10 protein-coding genes and 1 riboswitch are annotated in these 15,799 nt (G+C 54.1%); of the genes, 7 read left to right on the top strand and 3 right to left on the bottom strand.

Features of this window, described 5'->3' with window-relative positions:
* Positions 1–2: 2 nt before the first annotated feature.
* The 4 genes from HNR45_RS04585 (at position 3) to dcuC (ending at position 5,352) form a co-directional block, all read left to right on the top strand.
* Positions 3–1,289, top strand: a complete 1,287-nt coding sequence (locus tag HNR45_RS04585; protein WP_159822871.1) for an adenylosuccinate synthase — start codon at positions 3–5, stop codon at positions 1,287–1,289.
* A gap of 508 nt (positions 1,290–1,797) precedes the next feature.
* Positions 1,798–3,057: a dicarboxylate/amino acid:cation symporter gene (locus HNR45_RS04580; RefSeq protein ID WP_159822869.1), complete on the top strand. Its 1,260-nt coding sequence runs from the start codon at positions 1,798–1,800 to the stop codon at positions 3,055–3,057.
* Positions 3,058–3,416: 359 nt separating this feature from the next.
* On the top strand, positions 3,417–3,761 hold the full coding sequence (locus tag HNR45_RS04575; RefSeq protein WP_024048702.1) for an ArsR/SmtB family transcription factor: 345 nt from the start codon (positions 3,417–3,419) through the stop codon (positions 3,759–3,761).
* Positions 3,762–3,969: 208 nt separating this feature from the next.
* Complete coding sequence (gene dcuC, locus HNR45_RS04570) at positions 3,970–5,352, top strand: C4-dicarboxylate transporter DcuC (RefSeq protein ID WP_159822867.1); 1,383 nt, start codon at positions 3,970–3,972, stop codon at positions 5,350–5,352.
* A 212-nt stretch (positions 5,353–5,564) separates the two neighbouring features.
* Here dcuC and thiT read toward each other — a convergent pair whose 3' ends face one another.
* Positions 5,565–6,086: an energy-coupled thiamine transporter ThiT gene (gene thiT / locus HNR45_RS04565; protein WP_159822865.1), complete on the bottom strand. Its 522-nt coding sequence runs from the start codon at positions 6,084–6,086 to the stop codon at positions 5,565–5,567.
* Between the two features lie 31 nt (positions 6,087–6,117).
* Positions 6,118–6,217, bottom strand: a riboswitch (TPP riboswitch).
* A gap of 189 nt (positions 6,218–6,406) precedes the next feature.
* Between thiT and HNR45_RS04560 the strand changes: the two genes are divergently transcribed.
* The 3 genes from HNR45_RS04560 to HNR45_RS04550 all read left to right on the top strand — a co-directional run bounded on the left by HNR45_RS04560 (position 6,407) and on the right by HNR45_RS04550 (position 10,996).
* Positions 6,407–7,540, top strand: coding sequence for a betaine/proline/choline family ABC transporter ATP-binding protein (locus HNR45_RS04560; protein WP_159822863.1), 1,134 nt, complete (start codon positions 6,407–6,409; stop codon positions 7,538–7,540).
* Positions 7,537–9,114 carry an ABC transporter permease/substrate-binding protein gene (locus HNR45_RS04555; protein WP_159822861.1) on the top strand — a complete coding sequence of 526 codons (1,578 nt, stop codon included), beginning with the start codon at positions 7,537–7,539 and terminating at the stop codon, positions 9,112–9,114. The genes HNR45_RS04560 and HNR45_RS04555 overlap by 4 nt, the downstream gene beginning before the upstream one ends.
* Before the next feature lie 298 nt (positions 9,115–9,412).
* Positions 9,413–10,996, top strand: a complete 1,584-nt coding sequence (locus tag HNR45_RS04550) for an ABC transporter permease/substrate-binding protein (protein ID WP_159822859.1) — start codon at positions 9,413–9,415, stop codon at positions 10,994–10,996.
* A gap of 110 nt (positions 10,997–11,106) precedes the next feature.
* Here the strand turns inward: HNR45_RS04550 and HNR45_RS04545 are convergent, their stop codons facing one another.
* Together HNR45_RS04545 and cobN are read right to left on the bottom strand one after the other, a co-directional pair.
* Entirely contained in the window at positions 11,107–12,066 is a 960-nt protein-coding gene (locus HNR45_RS04545) for a mechanosensitive ion channel family protein (RefSeq protein WP_159822857.1), read from the bottom strand.
* A 58-nt stretch (positions 12,067–12,124) separates the two neighbouring features.
* Positions 12,125–15,787 (bottom strand): cobaltochelatase subunit CobN, encoded by a 3,663-nt coding sequence (gene cobN / locus HNR45_RS04540; RefSeq protein ID WP_159822855.1) that lies wholly within the window; start codon positions 15,785–15,787, stop codon positions 12,125–12,127.
* Positions 15,788–15,799: the final 12 nt, after the last annotated feature.

Genomic DNA, 15,799 nt, shown 5'->3' with positions numbered 1-15,799 from the left:
TAATGACTACAGCAATGGTCATCGGCACTCAATGGGGTGACGAAGGAAAAGGTAAAATCGTCGACTACTTGGCGGCTCGCGCCGATGTCGTCGTACGTTCGCAAGGCGGCAACAACGCCGGCCACACGGTCGTCGTCGACGGCCAGGCGTTCGCGCTGCGTCTGCTGCCGAGCGGCATTATGTACCCGGGCAAAGCATGCGTCATCGGCACCGGTGTCGTCATCGACCCGAAAGGTCTGATCGCCGAACTCGATTCGATTATTGAAAAAGGAATCGACGTTTCCGCGCTCGAAATTTCCGATCGCGCCCACGTGGTTTTCCCGTACCATAACCGCATTGACGAAGCGGAAGAACGGCTCAAAGGCGAGAAGAAAATCGGCACGACGAAAAACGGTATCGGCCCCTGCTACGCCGATAAAGTCAACCGCATCGGCATCCGCATGGCCGATCTTATGGATCGCGATGTGTTCGCGGAAAAATTACGTTGGAATTTGGCATCGAAAAACCGCCTGTTCCGTGATTTCTACCATGTCGAAGAATTTGATTTCGATACGATGTTTGAAGAATATTGCGGATATGCCGACCGTTTGCGCCCCTACGTGCGCGACACGAACTACAGCGTGCATGATTACATCGGCGAAGGCAAAAGCGTGCTCTTTGAAGGCGCGCAGGCGACCATGCTCGACCTCGACCACGGCACCTATCCCTTCGTCACGAGCTCGCACCCGATCGCGGGCGGCGCTTGCATCGGCGCCGGCATCGGTCCGCACCGTATGGAAAATATTTTTGGCGTGGTGAAAGCGTACAGCACGCGCGTCGGCGCTGGTCCCTTCCCGACCGAACTCACCGACGCCACCGGCGATCATTTACGCGAACGCGCGCATGAATACGGCACCGTCACCGGTCGCCCCCGTCGCTGCGGCTGGCTCGACGCGGTTGGCGTGCGTTATGCCGCGATGCTGAACAGCTTGGACTACCTCGCGATCACGCGTTTGGATATCCTCGACGAACTCGAAACGATTAAAATCGGTAAGGCGTACCGCGATTCGAACGGTAACGAAGTCGCGCAGTACCCTGCCGACCTCACCCGCCTCGAAACGCTCGAGCCGGTCTATGAGGAAATGCCCGGCTGGCAGGAAGATATCACCGGCGTACGTAAGTACGAAGACTTGCCGGAAAACTGCAAGAAATATTTGGCGAAAATTTCTGAACTCACCGGCGTAAAACTCGGCATCATTTCCGTCGGTCCGGATCGTGAACAGACGATTGACCTCGTCAACGTACTGTAAGCATATAAAAAAGAACGCGCGAGCGCGTTCTTTTTTTGTGCCCATTTTCACTTCTCGGCAGACTTACGTATGTTTATACTCTATAAAAACGATCATGCTCCAAACAGAAAATACAAGCCGCGCAATCGTTCCTATCCGCTTCCACACCGTTTGGACCGATCCTAAGAGAAGTTCTTGCGCTTATTCGCCCTCGTCACGCACATCGCCAAACGAACCGCCTTTATTTCGTACGCACAAGTATTTTTCTTTTGCCTACACAAGTATATTGTATACAAAGCACGAATGATTAAGATGGTTTATCTCCGTTTTGTTCTGATTCATTTTTTACGAAATCCCCTAAACACAAGTGAATACCCATTTTCTTCCAAAATATTTTTGCATATTATTTTTAAACGTTCGCCCCGTTCAAAATTATGTATACAGTATTTTTCAGTATACGCTATTGTTATTCGCGTATCTTCTTTTTATAATGATACCTGTATAAAACAATAGAAAAGGGGAGAAAGACATGAAAAACTTAGGTTTATCGGCGCGCATTTTCATCGCGCTCATTTTGGGGGTTATCGTCGGGCTCATGTTGCAGGGCAGTCCCGCCATCGCGACCGCTTGGATCAAACCGCTCGGCACATTGTTCCTGAATTGTATTAAATTGATTATCGTTCCGCTCGTATTCGCCTCGCTGATCGTCGGCGTGTGCGGCTTGGGTGACATCAAACGCCTCGGCGCGATCGGCGGCAAAGCATTCGGCTTTTACATGCTGACGACCGGTTTTGCCGTCACGCTCGGTCTGGTGCTAGCCAACGCGTTAAGCGTCGGCGCGGGTTTCGTGCTGCCGACCGGTGAACTCAGCGTGAAAGTGAAAGAAGCGCCTTCGATCGCATCCGTACTGCTCGGTATCATTCCGACGAATCCGATCAAAGCGCTGGCGGAAGGCAACATGCTGCAGATTATCTTCTTCGCGCTGCTCTTCGGTTGCGGCATCCTCGCCGTCGGCCAAAAAGCGCAGGTCGTGGAGCGTTTCTTTACCGGTCTCGCCGAAGTGATGTACAAAGTCACCGCGTGGATCATGCGGCTTGCGCCGATCGGCGTGTTCGGTCTGATCGTGCCGGTCGTCGCGGTAAGCGGCGCGGCGGTCCTGTTGCCGTTGCTGAAATTAATCGGCGTGGCGGCGTTGGCAAGCCTCATTCATGTGGCCGTTATTTATGGCGGCTTGGTGCGAATGCTGGGTAAATTGAACCCGCTGACATTTTTCCGCGCCGTTTTCCCGGCCATGGCGGTGGCCTTTACCACTTCGAGTTCCTCGGGCACATTACCGGTGTCTATGCAGTGCTGCGAAGAAAATTTGAACATCGATAAATCCATCACCAGTTTCGTATTGCCGTTGGGCGCGACCATCAACATGGACGGCACGGCGATTTATCAGGGCGTTTGCGCAATCTTCATCGCGCAGGTGTACGGCATCAACCTCGATATCGGTCACCAATTGATGATTATTTTGACAGCGACCCTTGCTTCCATCGGTACCGCGGGCGTTCCGGGCGCCGGCATGATCATGCTCATGCTGGTTTTGCAAACCACCGGTTTGCCGTTGGAAGGCATCGCGCTTGTCGCCGGCGTCGATCGTATTTTGGATATGATCCGCACCTGCTTGAACGTCACAGGCGATATGACCTGCGCCGCCATTGTCAATCAGTGGGAAGGAAAAAATATCGCGCAGGAAAAAATGGAACGCGAAGCGCGCGTCAACGAAGAAGTCGTCGCGTTATAAATAATCTCCCCCTTTTTCAAAGGAGAGCCCGCGGGCTCTCCTTTTGATTGCATAAAAATAAACCAATTCGATGCTATATCGAAAATTTTGACAACACCGTCAAAATCGGGTAAAGTATTATAAAGAATATTTTCAATATAAAATTGCACGATTGAAATTTACGATTTTGACCGATGCGGCGCGGTGCAACGGTAAACGCGCCCCGGAAACGCTTCGCACCGAAACTCGCGAGGCAGCACGTAAGCACCGAGCAGGCTTGCTGTACCTGTGGCGCCGGCTCCGCCGAGCACCGACGTAAACACGCTCGCGGACCGCGTCTTGGAAGGTTGTCCCGCGACCGATACAGAAAGGAATTTACTATGGAACTCACTTACAAAACCTACGCCGATATTTTCAAAGCATTGAGCGATGAAACTCGTCTGCGCATTGTCGACATGCTTTCCTGTTGCGAATTATCCGCCTGCGATATTTTGCAGAGTTTTTCGCTCTCGCAGTCGACGCTGAGCTACCACATGAAAATTCTTGTCGAAGCGGGCGTCGTCAAATCCCGTCGCGAAGGTTTATGGACGCGCTATTCGATCAACGAAGAACGTTTTGAAGAGTTGTTGCGCTTCTTGCCGCAACTTTTCCGCGAGAAAGACAAATGTATATGTCAGCAGATTAAATATTGTAAAGAGGACGCGCAAGTTTGCGATTTCGAATAAAAAACCGCCTTCCGGCGGTTTTTTTGTGCGTATTTGGCGGATATTCTCAAATTTCGATCGCTATGCAAATCCATATGCGTAAATAGCAATAAATACTCCCCTATCCCAAAAATTTTATAGCCGATTTGGCTCTTTATCATGCTATAATGATACCAATATATAAGCTTTGTAAATATGAGCTTAGTAAGGGTTGTAGAGGGGTGATGTTGTGAACATTTTATTGGCAATTTTGGTGACCGTCTGGGTAGCCTACTTCATTGTGAAGCGCTATAAACCGCAGACCATTTTATTCATCGGCGGCATGTTCCTGATGTTAGTGTCCGTCATTGCAGGGTACGGGGAGATTTTCCCGGCCGGTAAAGGCAGCACCGGTTCGTTGCTTTTCGATCTCTTTGAATTTATTCGTACGGTGCTTTCCTCGCGCGCCGCTAAACTCGGCTTGAACATTATGGCCGTCGCCGGTTTCGCCCGCTACATGGACCACATCGGCGCGAGCCGCGCGCTCGTCAACTTGACGATCCAGCCGCTCTTGCGCTTAAAATCGCCGTACCTCGTTTTATCCGCCTGCTGGGCGCTCGGTATGGTATTAGGTTTGGCTATTAACAGCGCGTCGGGTTTGGCGATGCTCTTGATGGTAACCATGTTCCCGATCTTGGTAGCGCTCGGCGTCAGCCGTCTTTCGGCCGCGGCCGCGATCGCAACCACGCTTTGCCTCGACTGGAGTCCGAGTGACACCGGTACGATTTTGGCGGCGGAACTCTCCGGTATCGATCCGGTAATGTACTGGCATGATTACCAGGTGCCGGTAGCCCTCTGCGTCTTCCCGGTGGTCGCGATTTTGCATTATTTTACCCAGAAATACATGGATAAACGCGACGGTCACGTAGTGCAACCGATGCGCAAAGAAGATGTCGAGGTATCGACCGATAACGGGACCTTGGACAATGCGCATCCGCCGCTTATTTACGCGTTGTTGCCGATCGTTCCTTTGGCTTTGATTTTGGTCTTCAGCCCGTTGCTGATTCCCGACATTAAGATGGACATCATCAAGGCAATGCTTATCGGCACCGCCGTCGGTATGCTGGCGCAGTATATCCGCACCCGCAACGGCAAGCAGGTAGCCGAAGAGTTGCAGATTTTCTTTGACGGCATGGGACGTCAGATGGCCAACGTCGTCACGCTGATCGTCGCCGGTGAAACGTTCGCCCGCGGCCTCATGGTCAGCGGCACGATTGATGCGTTGATCTCCGGGACGCAAAACAGCGGTTTCGGCGCGATCGCACTTTCGCTCGTCATGATCATCATCATCGGCGTATGTTCCGTTGTTATGGGTTCGGGTAACGCTCCGTTCTTCGCGTTCGCCAACCTCGTTCCGGATATCGCCGCCAAGAGCGGTATTGCCGCGGTAACGATGATCTTGCCGATGCACTTCATCGCCAGCTCCGCCCGCGCGATTTCGCCGATTACGGCCGTTATCATCGTCGTCAGCGGCATGGCGAACATTTCGTCGTTCGATCTCGTCAAACGTACCGCGATCCCGATGATCGGTTCTTGTATCACACTCGTGCTCGCGAACTTCTTGTTGTTCTAAAACTAAAAGCACCGCTATAGCGGTGCTTTTTTATTGCTCAAAATATGGTTACCCGAGATAAAACGCAAAGGTCAAGTTCCCGCCGCTTCATTTGCTTCATGCAAGCCGGTCAAATGAACTTAAATCGCTTGTCTCGCTTCGTTTTTCACTCGCTCCTATATGGAATCACGCCACAAAAAAATACGCGCATACGCGCGTATTTTTGCTTTTCCTCATCGTTGAATGCGCATGATCGGCGCGTAAATCAACGCCAGCACTATCAAATTGATGATCGCGTCCGGAGGAATCACCGTCGCGTTATACGTGATCGAGTACCACCATGGGTTCATGCCCGCCGGCGCATACGATCCGAACACGATCGCGCCGGACAGCACGGTCATCACATAGCGACCGAACATCGCCAACGCCGACCAAACCAACGCGCTGGCGCGATTATGCTCTTTCGCGTAGCCCGCCAGACCAAGCGCGGCGTAAGCAAGCAGGTAATCCAAAATTATGCTCAGCGGATGCAGCGAATATTTGGCCCCCAACAGGAAATGCAAAATCCCGTAGGTCAAACCGCCCAGCATGCCGACTTTCGGTCCGCGCCGCAGCGCCAATAATAAAAGCGGTACCATGTGCGCCGCATGAATCGATCCGCCCTGCGGCATGCGCCAAAAGACGATCATCCCCAAGAGCAAACTCAGCGCGATGCAAAGACCGCTTTCCGTTAATACACGTGTCGATAATTTCATGTTTCTCTCCCTTCTTTGCGGCAACGCCCGCCGCTCAGACGGGTGTGCTCCCTACGCAGGTCTTAACCTACAGGTTCAAAGGGTCGGACCTCGTCCTCTCAACCGCGTACGCAGTTCCCCCGCACCATTAGAATCAGTATACCGAGCGGGCCCGCGCTTGTCAAAGAAAACGCGCGCCGTAAGCGGTTGCCGCGACGCCAATTCGCATGAAATCTCAAAAAATGTTATAATATTAGTATACTTTGTATGTATTTATGCATACTTCGGACCGGTTTACATGAATATTTGATGATTGTCAGCTACGAAAGGAAGTGGTCGTTTTGATTGAATTTGACCATATTACGAAACGTTACAAAGGAACCGAAGTATTACGCGATGTCACTCTCACCATCCCCGCAGGGGAAACGGTTTGCCTGATCGGTGAATCCGGCAGCGGTAAGACGACGCTGTTGAAAATGATCAACCGGCTCATTCAGCCGTCATCGGGAGAAATTCGCATCGACGGCGAAAATATCGCGAAAAAAGATGTGCTCGCGTTGCGGCGCAACATCGGCTACGTCATTCAGCAAACGGGACTGTTCCCGCATATGACGATTGCCGAAAACATCGAGGTCATTCCGCGCGCGCTGAAAATGCCGGTCGAGCAGATCAAAGACCGTACGGCGCACCTGTTGGATATGGTGGGCTTGGACGCGGAACATTTTCTGCATCGGTATCCGTCGGAACTGTCCGGCGGTCAGCAGCAACGCATCGGCGTCGCCCGCGCGTTTGCCTGCGATCCGAATATTATTTTAATGGACGAGCCTTTTTCCGCGTTGGATCCGCTCACGCGCACCGCGTTGCAGGACGAAGTCAGCACGTTGCAAAACGAGCTGCATAAAACGATCGTGTTCGTCACGCACGATATGGACGAAGCGATCCGTTTGGGCGATCGCATCTGCATCATCGACAAAGGCGTGATCGCGCAGTATGACACGCCGGAAAATATTTTGAAAAATCCGGCCAATCAGTTCGTTGCCGATTTCATCGGTAAAAACAGAATCTGGAATTCGCCGGAACTGATTCGCGCCGAAGATATCATGGTCACCGATACACACACCTGCGGACCGGATCTGACGGCGTTCCGCGCGCTGGAGCGCATGCGCCGGGCGCACATCAACGGTCTTTTAGTCATCAATCTGCGCACGCGCGAACTGCTGGGCTCGGTCTTCGCGCAGAAGTTGCGCGCATTGGATGACCTGCAGACGCCGGTTGTCGACGTGATGGAAACGCATGTGGAAACTGTCGTGCCGTCGGATACGCTGGTCGACACCTTGACGAAAATCAACGCGCACGACCTCTATTACATTCCGGTCGTCGATGAAAAACGATCGCTGCTCGGCCTGATTACGCAGTCGAGTCTTGTCACGACGCTTTCCCAACAGTATATCGAAGATGAGGAGGTGCAGGCATGAGCGGTTTTACCTCCTATGTCACCTCCAATTGGTCCTACATCCTTTCTCTTTTGTGGGAGCATATCGAATTAACCGCCATCGCGGTCGCGATCTCGGTACTCGTCGGCGTGCCGCTCGGAATTTTGATCTCGTACCGGCGCAAACTGCAGTCACCGGTATTACAGTCGGCGAACATTATGCAGGCGATCCCGAGCATGGCGCTGTTGGGCTTCGCGATTCCGTTTTTCGGAATCGGTCGTCTGCCGGCGATTATCGTCGTTATTTTATACTCACTGCTGCCGATTATTAAAAATACGTATACGGGTATTTCGCAAATCAGTCCGCAGATGCGTGAAGCGGCGATCGGCATCGGTCTTTCGCGCTGGCAGGTATTGCGCAAAGTCGAATTGCCGCAGGCTTTGCCGGTCATCATGGCGGGCGTGCGCATCAGTTCGGTCACCGCGGTCGGCCTGATGACGATCGCGGCCTTCATCGGCGCGGGCGGCTTGGGTGATCTCGTCTTCGCCGGCATTCGCACCGTCGATAACAATATGATTCTCGCGGGCGCGATTCCCGCCTGTATTTTAGCTCTGTCCGTCGATTACATCTTAGGTCGGGTCGAACAGCTCGTCACGCCGATCGCCACCCAACTTTCGCCGACAACGGATCGTCAAGCGGTCATCGGCCGCCACCGTCGCTCCAAAATTCTGATCGCGTCGCTGGCGATTTTGCTCGTGCTTGGCGGCGGCTATGCCGGCATCCGGCAAGCGTTCGCGCCGAAAGCCGATGTGGTCGTCGGAACGAAAGATTTCACCGAAAACATCCTGATGGGTCACATGATGGCGGAAATCATTGAAGATCATACGGGTCTGAACGTAGAACGACGCATCAATTTAGGCGGCACCAATGTCGCGTTTGAAGCGCTCAAGAGCAAAGAAATCGATCTTTATCTTGATTACACGGGCACGGTCTACGTTTCCCTTTTGAAAAACGAACCGATCAGCGACATGCAGCGGGTGTACGAAGAAGGTAAAGCGGGACTCGCGCCGCTTTCCATCACCATGCTGCCGCAGTACGCGTTCAATAACACCTACGCGCTCGCCGTTCGCCCTGATTTCGCGGCCGCGCATAACCTGGAAACGATCAGCGATCTGCGCGCCGTCGCGTCAGATATGAATGTCGGCACGACGTTCGAATTTAAAAACCGCCCCGACGGTTTGGACGGCATGACGCAAATGTACGGTCTGCAGTTCGCCAACGCGCTCGGTATTGACAGCTCCTCGCGTTACATCGCCATCAACAATGATGAAGTCCAGGCGATCGACGCGTTTATGACCGACGGCCTTTTGAAGAAATTTAATCTGAAAGTGCTGGAAGACGATCGGCATTACTTCCCGCCGTACTACGCGACACCGCTTCTGCGTACGGAAGTCGCCGAAGAACATCCGGAAGTGGTGGACGCGCTGAATGAACTCGCGCCGCTTTTGACGGACGAAGTCATGCGCGAATTGAATTATAAAGTGGACGAAGAACGTCAGGATCCGGAAAAAGTGGCTCATGAGTTCCTCGTCTCGCAAAACTTATTGAAAAAGTAAACGCCAATAAAAAAGCTCCCGCGGGAGCTTTTTTATTGTGTAAAAACAAAAAATTTCACACCATTCCCGACAAAATAACTTTTCGCAGGGAAAAAAATTATGCACGTTCCGTTTTTTTTGTAAACGGCGTGCTATACTGTGTTCAACATACGCGCCGTGTTCCCGCGCATGCCCGTTCAGAAAACAAAATCCGCCCCGGCGGGAATAATGCGGCGATCGCGTCCGAAAAACGCTCTGTCTGATGGCTCTAGAGCAGCGCGCGTCAATACTTGCATAAAGACGGTAAGGAGATGCCGGCATGAATCCTTTTTTGAATTATCTGACCACCGCTTGGCCGCACATTATGGAACTTCTTTGGGAACACATCGAGCTGACCGTGATTGCCGTCAGCATTTCGATTTTGATCGGCGTGCCGCTGGGTATTCTGATCGCGAAACATCGCCCTTTACAAGCCCCGGTTTTGCAAACGGCGAATATCATGCAGGCGATTCCGAGCATGGCGCTGCTGGGCTTCGCGATTCCCTTTTTCGGGATCGGTCGTGTGCCGGCCGTGCTTGTCGTTATTATTTATTCCCTGTTGCCCATTATCAAAAACACGTACACGGGACTGACGCAAATTTCTCCCGACACCAAGGAAGTCGCCGTCGGGATCGGCCTCTCCCCTTGGCAAGTGCTGCGCAAAGTGGAATTTCCGCTGGCGCTGCCGGTCATCATGGCCGGAATCCGTATCAGCGCCGTCACCGCGGTCGGTTTGATGACGATCGCGGCCTTCATCGGCGCGGGCGGCTTAGGTGATCTCGTCTTCGCCGGCATTCGTACCGTCGATAACAATATGATTCTCGCGGGCGCGATCCCCGCCTGTTTGCTGGCGCTTGCCGTAGACTACCTGCTCGGTCTTGTGGAAGAACTCGTTACACCGATGGCGACCTTGATTACGCCGGAACATACGCGCGCGGTCATTAGAAAAGAACGCCGTCTCGCCAAATGGTTGATCGGTCTCGTCACGGCGCTTCTCATCATCGGCGTGGGAACCACCGTCTGGCGCAATTACGCCGAAACGCAAAGCGATATCACCGTCGGTTCGAAAGATTTCACGGAAGGCGTCATCATGGCGCATCTGATGGCCGATATGATCGAAGATCGCACGGATTTACGCGTCACCCGTCACACGAATCTCGGCGGCACGCAAGTCGCCTATGAGGCGCTTAAAACAGGCGGCATCGATCTCTACATGGATTACACCGGCACCGTCTACGTTTCCATATTGCGCCACGAACCGCTGACCGATGTCGATGAAGTATATCGCCGCAGTCGCGATGAACTCGCGACCATGGGAATCATGATGCTTCCGCAATACAGTTTCGACAATACGTACGCTCTCGCCGTACGGCAAGATACCGCCGAGCGATACCGCTTGCAAACAATGAGCGATTTGATCGCCGCCGCGCCGCATTTGGTCGTCGGCTCTACGTTCGAATTTACCAATCGCAAAGACGGACTCCCCGGTCTGACCGCTTACTACGGCATGAATTTCGCCGGCACCACCGGGCTGGACGGCTCCTCGCGTTACATCGCCCTCCTCAATGATGACGTGCAGGTCGTAGACGCGTACACCACCGACGGCTTGGTCCGTAAATTCAATTTGGTCGCGCTCGTCGATGACCGGCACTACTTTCCGCCGTACTTCGCGACCCCGCTCTTGCGTACCGACGCCGCGGAAAAGCATCCGGAAGTCATTGCCGTGTTGAACGAACTGGGATCGCATATCAATAATCAAGTCGCGCAAGATTTGAACTACAAGGTCGATGAAGAACAGCAGGATCCGGCGAAAGTCGCACGCGAATTTTTAAAGCGCGAAGGCCTGCTGCACAAATTGAAATAAACAAAAAGACACCGCAGAGCGGTGTCTTTTTTATCATAATATCTTGCCCGTTTGTCATCGCCGGTGTCCTTATCAATCGCGTCACTTCGCGATGATCGTGCTACAAACATTTATTTAGCGTTGCCCTGCTCCGGAAGCGCGCCCGCCAGAGGAGGCGCGTCCTGCGCTTTTTCCAATACCAGCACGCGATGCGGGAACGGAATATCGATACCGTTCGCATCAAAGGTTTCCTTGATCGATTGCATTAAGCGATGATAGGTCGGCCAATATTCCGATGCATCCACTTCGGGCCGCATGTACACGCGCACGCTGTTATCGGCGAATTCGCGCACGCCGATCAGCATATCGTCCGCGTTCAGAACGCCGCCGTCACCTTTGGCGACATCTTTTAAAACGCTGACGACTTGATTCAGATCGGAACTGTAAGACACATCGATCAAAAGCTCCATGCAACGCGTCGGGTACGCGGAATAATTGACGATCGCGTTCGAGATCATCATCGCATTCGGCACGATGGTTTCTTCGCGACCGATCGTGCGCAAGTGCGTATTCATCAGCGTAATCTGCGTCACAGTGCCTTCCGCGTCGCTGACCCGCACGTAGTTTCCGATGCGAAACGGTCGGAAAATCAAAATTAAAATACCGGCCGCCATATTGCTGATATTGTCCTTCAAAGCCAAGCCGACGCCTAAGCCGATACCGCCCAAAGCCATGACAAAGGAATCCGTCGGTACGCCGATTTTATTCAACGCCGCCAGCGCGACCAATATTAAAATGACAAAATACAGCCCCTGCGTCACGAAGTCGACGACCAACTGATCGACGCGGGAGCGCTTCATCATCCGCGCCAGACTGTCCCGCAGGAAGCGGGCGATGTAGTAACCGATCGCAAAAATCAGAATCGCCATCAGAAAATCAACCAGGTGAGATGAAAGATAATCCCAGGCATTGGCGGTCCATTGCGTGGCGGTGTCGACCTGTTCGGTGACCTCGTGGCTGACGTTCGTAGCTGCCTTGCCCACCTTATCATGTACATTATTGGCCAAATCGGCCGGTGTTTTTGTCTCCATAATACCTACCCATCATGTTGTCTGTCTTCAAGCAAGCGTCGTTTCCTTTTCCCAAGGATTATTCGCTGCGTTCTTCCAAATCGCCTTCCGTCGCAAGATAAATGTCGCGCAGTTCGGCGAGCATTTCTTCCGGCGCGTTCCACATGCCGCGTTGCCGCGCTTCCAGCATCGTCTCGCTGATTTCGTGCAGCGCCCAGGGATTGACTTTTTGCATCCATTCCCGCACTTCGGGGTCGAGCACGTAGGATTCGGTAATGCGATTGTAAAGCGCGTCATTCATAACGCCCGACGTCGCATCCCAGCTGTAGGAAAGCATCGCGCGTTTGGCAAGTTCCAGCGCGCCTTTATAACCGTGCTCCATCATGCCTTTGATGTATTTCGGGTTAAGCGCTTCGGACTGCACGACACGTTGGAATTCTTCGGCGAGCGTGCGCACCTGCACCCGGCTGCGCTGCGAGCTGTCGCCGACGTAGGAGCGCGGCGCTTTCCCGCCCAAGGCGCGACTGGCCGCCACCATGCCGCCGTGGTACGCGTTGAAATCGTCCGAGCTCATCAGGTTCAAATCGCTCGTGTCTTCGTTTTTCACGGTGACGTCAAGCGTTTTGAGACGTTGCGCGAAGGCTTCCTTCGACGCGTGCGCCATGCCGTTTTCATCGTAAGCGTAGCCGCCCCACGCCAAGTACGCGTCAGCGAGATCGGATTCGTTTTCCCAATTTTTTTCATCCAATACATTGCCGACGCCGGCGCCGTACGCGCCGGGCGGGCAACCGAAGACGCGGTACCGCGCCTCTTTGAGCGCCGCCGCGGGATCGGTACCGGCCGCCGCCAATTCCGCCGCGTCCGCTTCGATATGTTTTTTTACAAAATTGATATTCGTCGGTTCGTCCAGATCCGCGACCAACGCGACCGCCTGATTAATAAGCGCGACCGCCTGCGGCAACGAATCGCGCACCAGGCCGCTGATGCGCGCGGTCACATCGATACGCGGGCGACCGAGTTCGTTAAGCGGAAGCACTTCGAGCCGTTCCACGCGTCCCGTTTCCGCCCGCCAAACCGGTTTGACGCCGAGTAAATATAAAATTTCCGCGACGCACTGACCGTTGCTGCGCAAATTCGGGCCGGCCCAAACGATGATGCCGACCTGTTCGGGATACTTGCCTTCTTCCGCCACGTATTGTTCCAAGAGCGCGTCACCCAACGCCGTGCCCAATTTCCACGCGGTCGCCGAAGGCATTTTCGTCGGATCGATGCCGTAGAAATTGCGTCCGGTCGGCAGCACTTCCAAATTGCCCGACGCGGCCGAGCCGCCCGGACCCGCCGGCACCATCACGCCGGACAGCGCCGCGACAAGATTCGTCAATTCCTGACCGACGCCTTGAATTTTCGGCAAAATCGATTCGGTAATCAACGCCAGCACCGCGTCCAACGCGGACGATTGCGGCGTATCCGCAACGAGATCCCGCCATGTATCCGCCTGCCAGTCACGCGCGGCGAGCGCCTGTAAAAGTTCCTCCGCTTTGCGGTCGACGCTGCGTTTTTGCGCGAGTTCTTCCGGCGTGGCGAGAGGTTTTTGCGCGATGTCCGCGTAGGGAATATCAAGCGCCTCCGCGAGCGCGTCGACGAGCGACGGCACATCACCGTGCGCCACCGCGACAAGTTTGCGCACGAGCGCGTATAATTCATCCCCTGTCGGCACTTCTCCCAGAATATGCAGACCGGTATGCGTTTCACTGCTTTCCATATCGTCCAGGAAATTGTGCACTTTAAGCATGTACTCTTCCTGAGTTTCCGCCGTCGGTGTGCCGAACACTTCGGTCATGCCCAGTTTTTCCACCAAAGCCGCGATATCCGCGACCACGCTTGCCGTGTGTTTCGGTTCGTAGATTTTATAATGCCGATACTCATCCAAAAGCGGCGCCAGCGCTTCCCAGTCGCCGTACAAACCGCCTTGCGCCGTCGGCGCCGGCAGGTAACCGATCAACGCCGCCTGACCGCGTCGCTTGGCTTGAATGCCTTCGCCGATAATCGTCGTTAAATAGGGATAAATATTCGGCATGTCGTCCATCGTAATTTGCGAGTAACATTCATCCGACAGGCCCATTTGTTTACCGGGCAGCCATTCCTGCGAGCCGTGCGTGCCGAGGTGAACGAACGCGTCCGCGCCGAACACGTCGCGCAAATAATGGTAGTACGCCAAATAATGATGCGTCGGCGCAAGCGTCGGGCTGTGAATGATCGCCGACGGATCTTCACCGAAGCCGCGCGGCGGTTGCAAAGCGATGTAAATATTGCCGCGCCGTAAGCCCGGCAGCAAAAGTTCCTCGTCATTGTTGACAAAGGCGTCGCCCGGCGCGTTCCCCCATGTGTCATTCATCTTTTGGACAACGCTTGCGGGCAATGTTTTTTCATACTTAATCACATCGCTGCCCGCGATTTTCGTCGCTTCACGTTGCATCGTTTCGCTCAGGTAACGACGGTCATTGGTCATGTGCGCGAGCACTTCTTCCCAAAGCTCCGCCGCCGTGTCCGGCAACGCGCCGACATCGTAACCGTCTTTTTGCATGGCCTGCAAAATACGGAACAGACTCGCCCCCGAGTCGAGATCCGCCGCGCAGCCGATATTGGTATTATTCGCGGGGTAATTGTGCAGCACGATCGCCACTTTTTTCGCCGCGTTCGGTTTGTGCCGCAGCGTCGCCCAGCGTTTCGCCTTGCGTACCAAAAGTTCCAAACCGTACGCCCAGGGTTCGCGTTGCGGCTCGCCGCCCGGTTCGACCTCGCGATGCGACGCGACCGGCCCGTGCAAGATGCCGTCCGTTTCAATCATGGCCACCGTCGCCGAGATTTCCGTCGGCGTGAGGCCGGCGGGATTGGCGCGCCAAGTCGCCTCATCCTGTTTGGAATGGTACGCCTGCAATGTCGGTACGCCGAGTTTTTCCAAAAATTTCGGATCGTTCGCGCGCCCCAGTCGCAACGACATGCGATGGTTATTGATGACGACATCGGGCACGACCTTGCCGTCGGCGTCGTAAAAATATTCCCGCACGCAGGTTTCAAGCGTGCGCTCCTTGCTCGCGCCGCTGCCCCAATGCGTGAAAAGCGGCAACGCGTTCATGCCGGCGCATTCGATTTCCGCGATCAGCGCATTGTAAAAACGCAAGTTGCCCCAAAGCCAATCATCGCGCAAGAAGAAAAAGCCGACCGTGTATTTATCCGGATCGAGATGCGCCGCGGCGAATTCCGCAAGCGTTCCGTACGGTTCTTCGCCGGGATAATATAATCCGTCCGTGCGCAGTTGTTGCGGTTCCGCCGTCGCGCCTTTGCCGATATGCAAAAAGGCATGCGCGAGATACCGCCAGAGGTTTTCAATATTGCGCAAACCGCTGTACGCCAGATACTTCGTCATCTGTTCGATCGTTTCCGGCTCCACGCCGCGCGGACGGGCGGGGTTCGGTCCGTGCGCCAGCACCAGGTACGGCACATCGGGGTATTCATTCAAGACGTTCAGCGTTTCTTCCACCAGCGTCTGACCGCCCATGAAGGACATCACGACCAGCGCCGCGTCCTGAAATGACGACGGCGTGAAATCGGTCGCGTCACCGCTTTTGACCCGAACGACCTCGGCCGGAATGGTTTCATTTTTTTCGCGCAACGAGCGTAATGCCCGCGCAACATGGTCAGCCTGACTGTCAATATTGGTCAGCCAATAGACTCGTTTCATAATTTCTCCTTT

It is taken from the genome of Negativicoccus succinicivorans (genome assembly GCF_014207605.1).
In the GTDB taxonomy this organism is placed as follows: Bacteria; Bacillota; Negativicutes; order Veillonellales; family Negativicoccaceae; genus Negativicoccus; species Negativicoccus succinicivorans.
This window is presented reverse-complemented; position numbering and strand designations above follow the sequence as displayed.

Excerpts from the sequence above, each read along its gene's own strand:
- HNR45_RS04585 (WP_159822871.1), top strand. The coding sequence starts at position 3 with ATGACTACAGCAATGGTCATCGGCACTCAATGGGGTGACGAAGGAAAA.
- HNR45_RS04580 (WP_159822869.1), top strand. The coding sequence starts at position 1,798 with ATGAAAAACTTAGGTTTATCGGCGCGCATTTTCATCGCGCTCATTTTG.
- HNR45_RS04575 (WP_024048702.1), top strand. The coding sequence starts at position 3,417 with ATGGAACTCACTTACAAAACCTACGCCGATATTTTCAAAGCATTGAGC.
- thiT (WP_159822865.1), bottom strand. The coding sequence starts at position 6,086 with ATGAAATTATCGACACGTGTATTAACGGAAAGCGGTCTTTGCATCGCG.
- HNR45_RS04555 (WP_159822861.1), top strand. The coding sequence starts at position 7,537 with ATGAGCGGTTTTACCTCCTATGTCACCTCCAATTGGTCCTACATCCTT.
- HNR45_RS04550 (WP_159822859.1), top strand. The coding sequence starts at position 9,413 with ATGAATCCTTTTTTGAATTATCTGACCACCGCTTGGCCGCACATTATG.
- HNR45_RS04545 (WP_159822857.1), bottom strand. The coding sequence starts at position 12,066 with ATGGAGACAAAAACACCGGCCGATTTGGCCAATAATGTACATGATAAG.
- cobN (WP_159822855.1), bottom strand. The coding sequence starts at position 15,787 with ATGAAACGAGTCTATTGGCTGACCAATATTGACAGTCAGGCTGACCAT.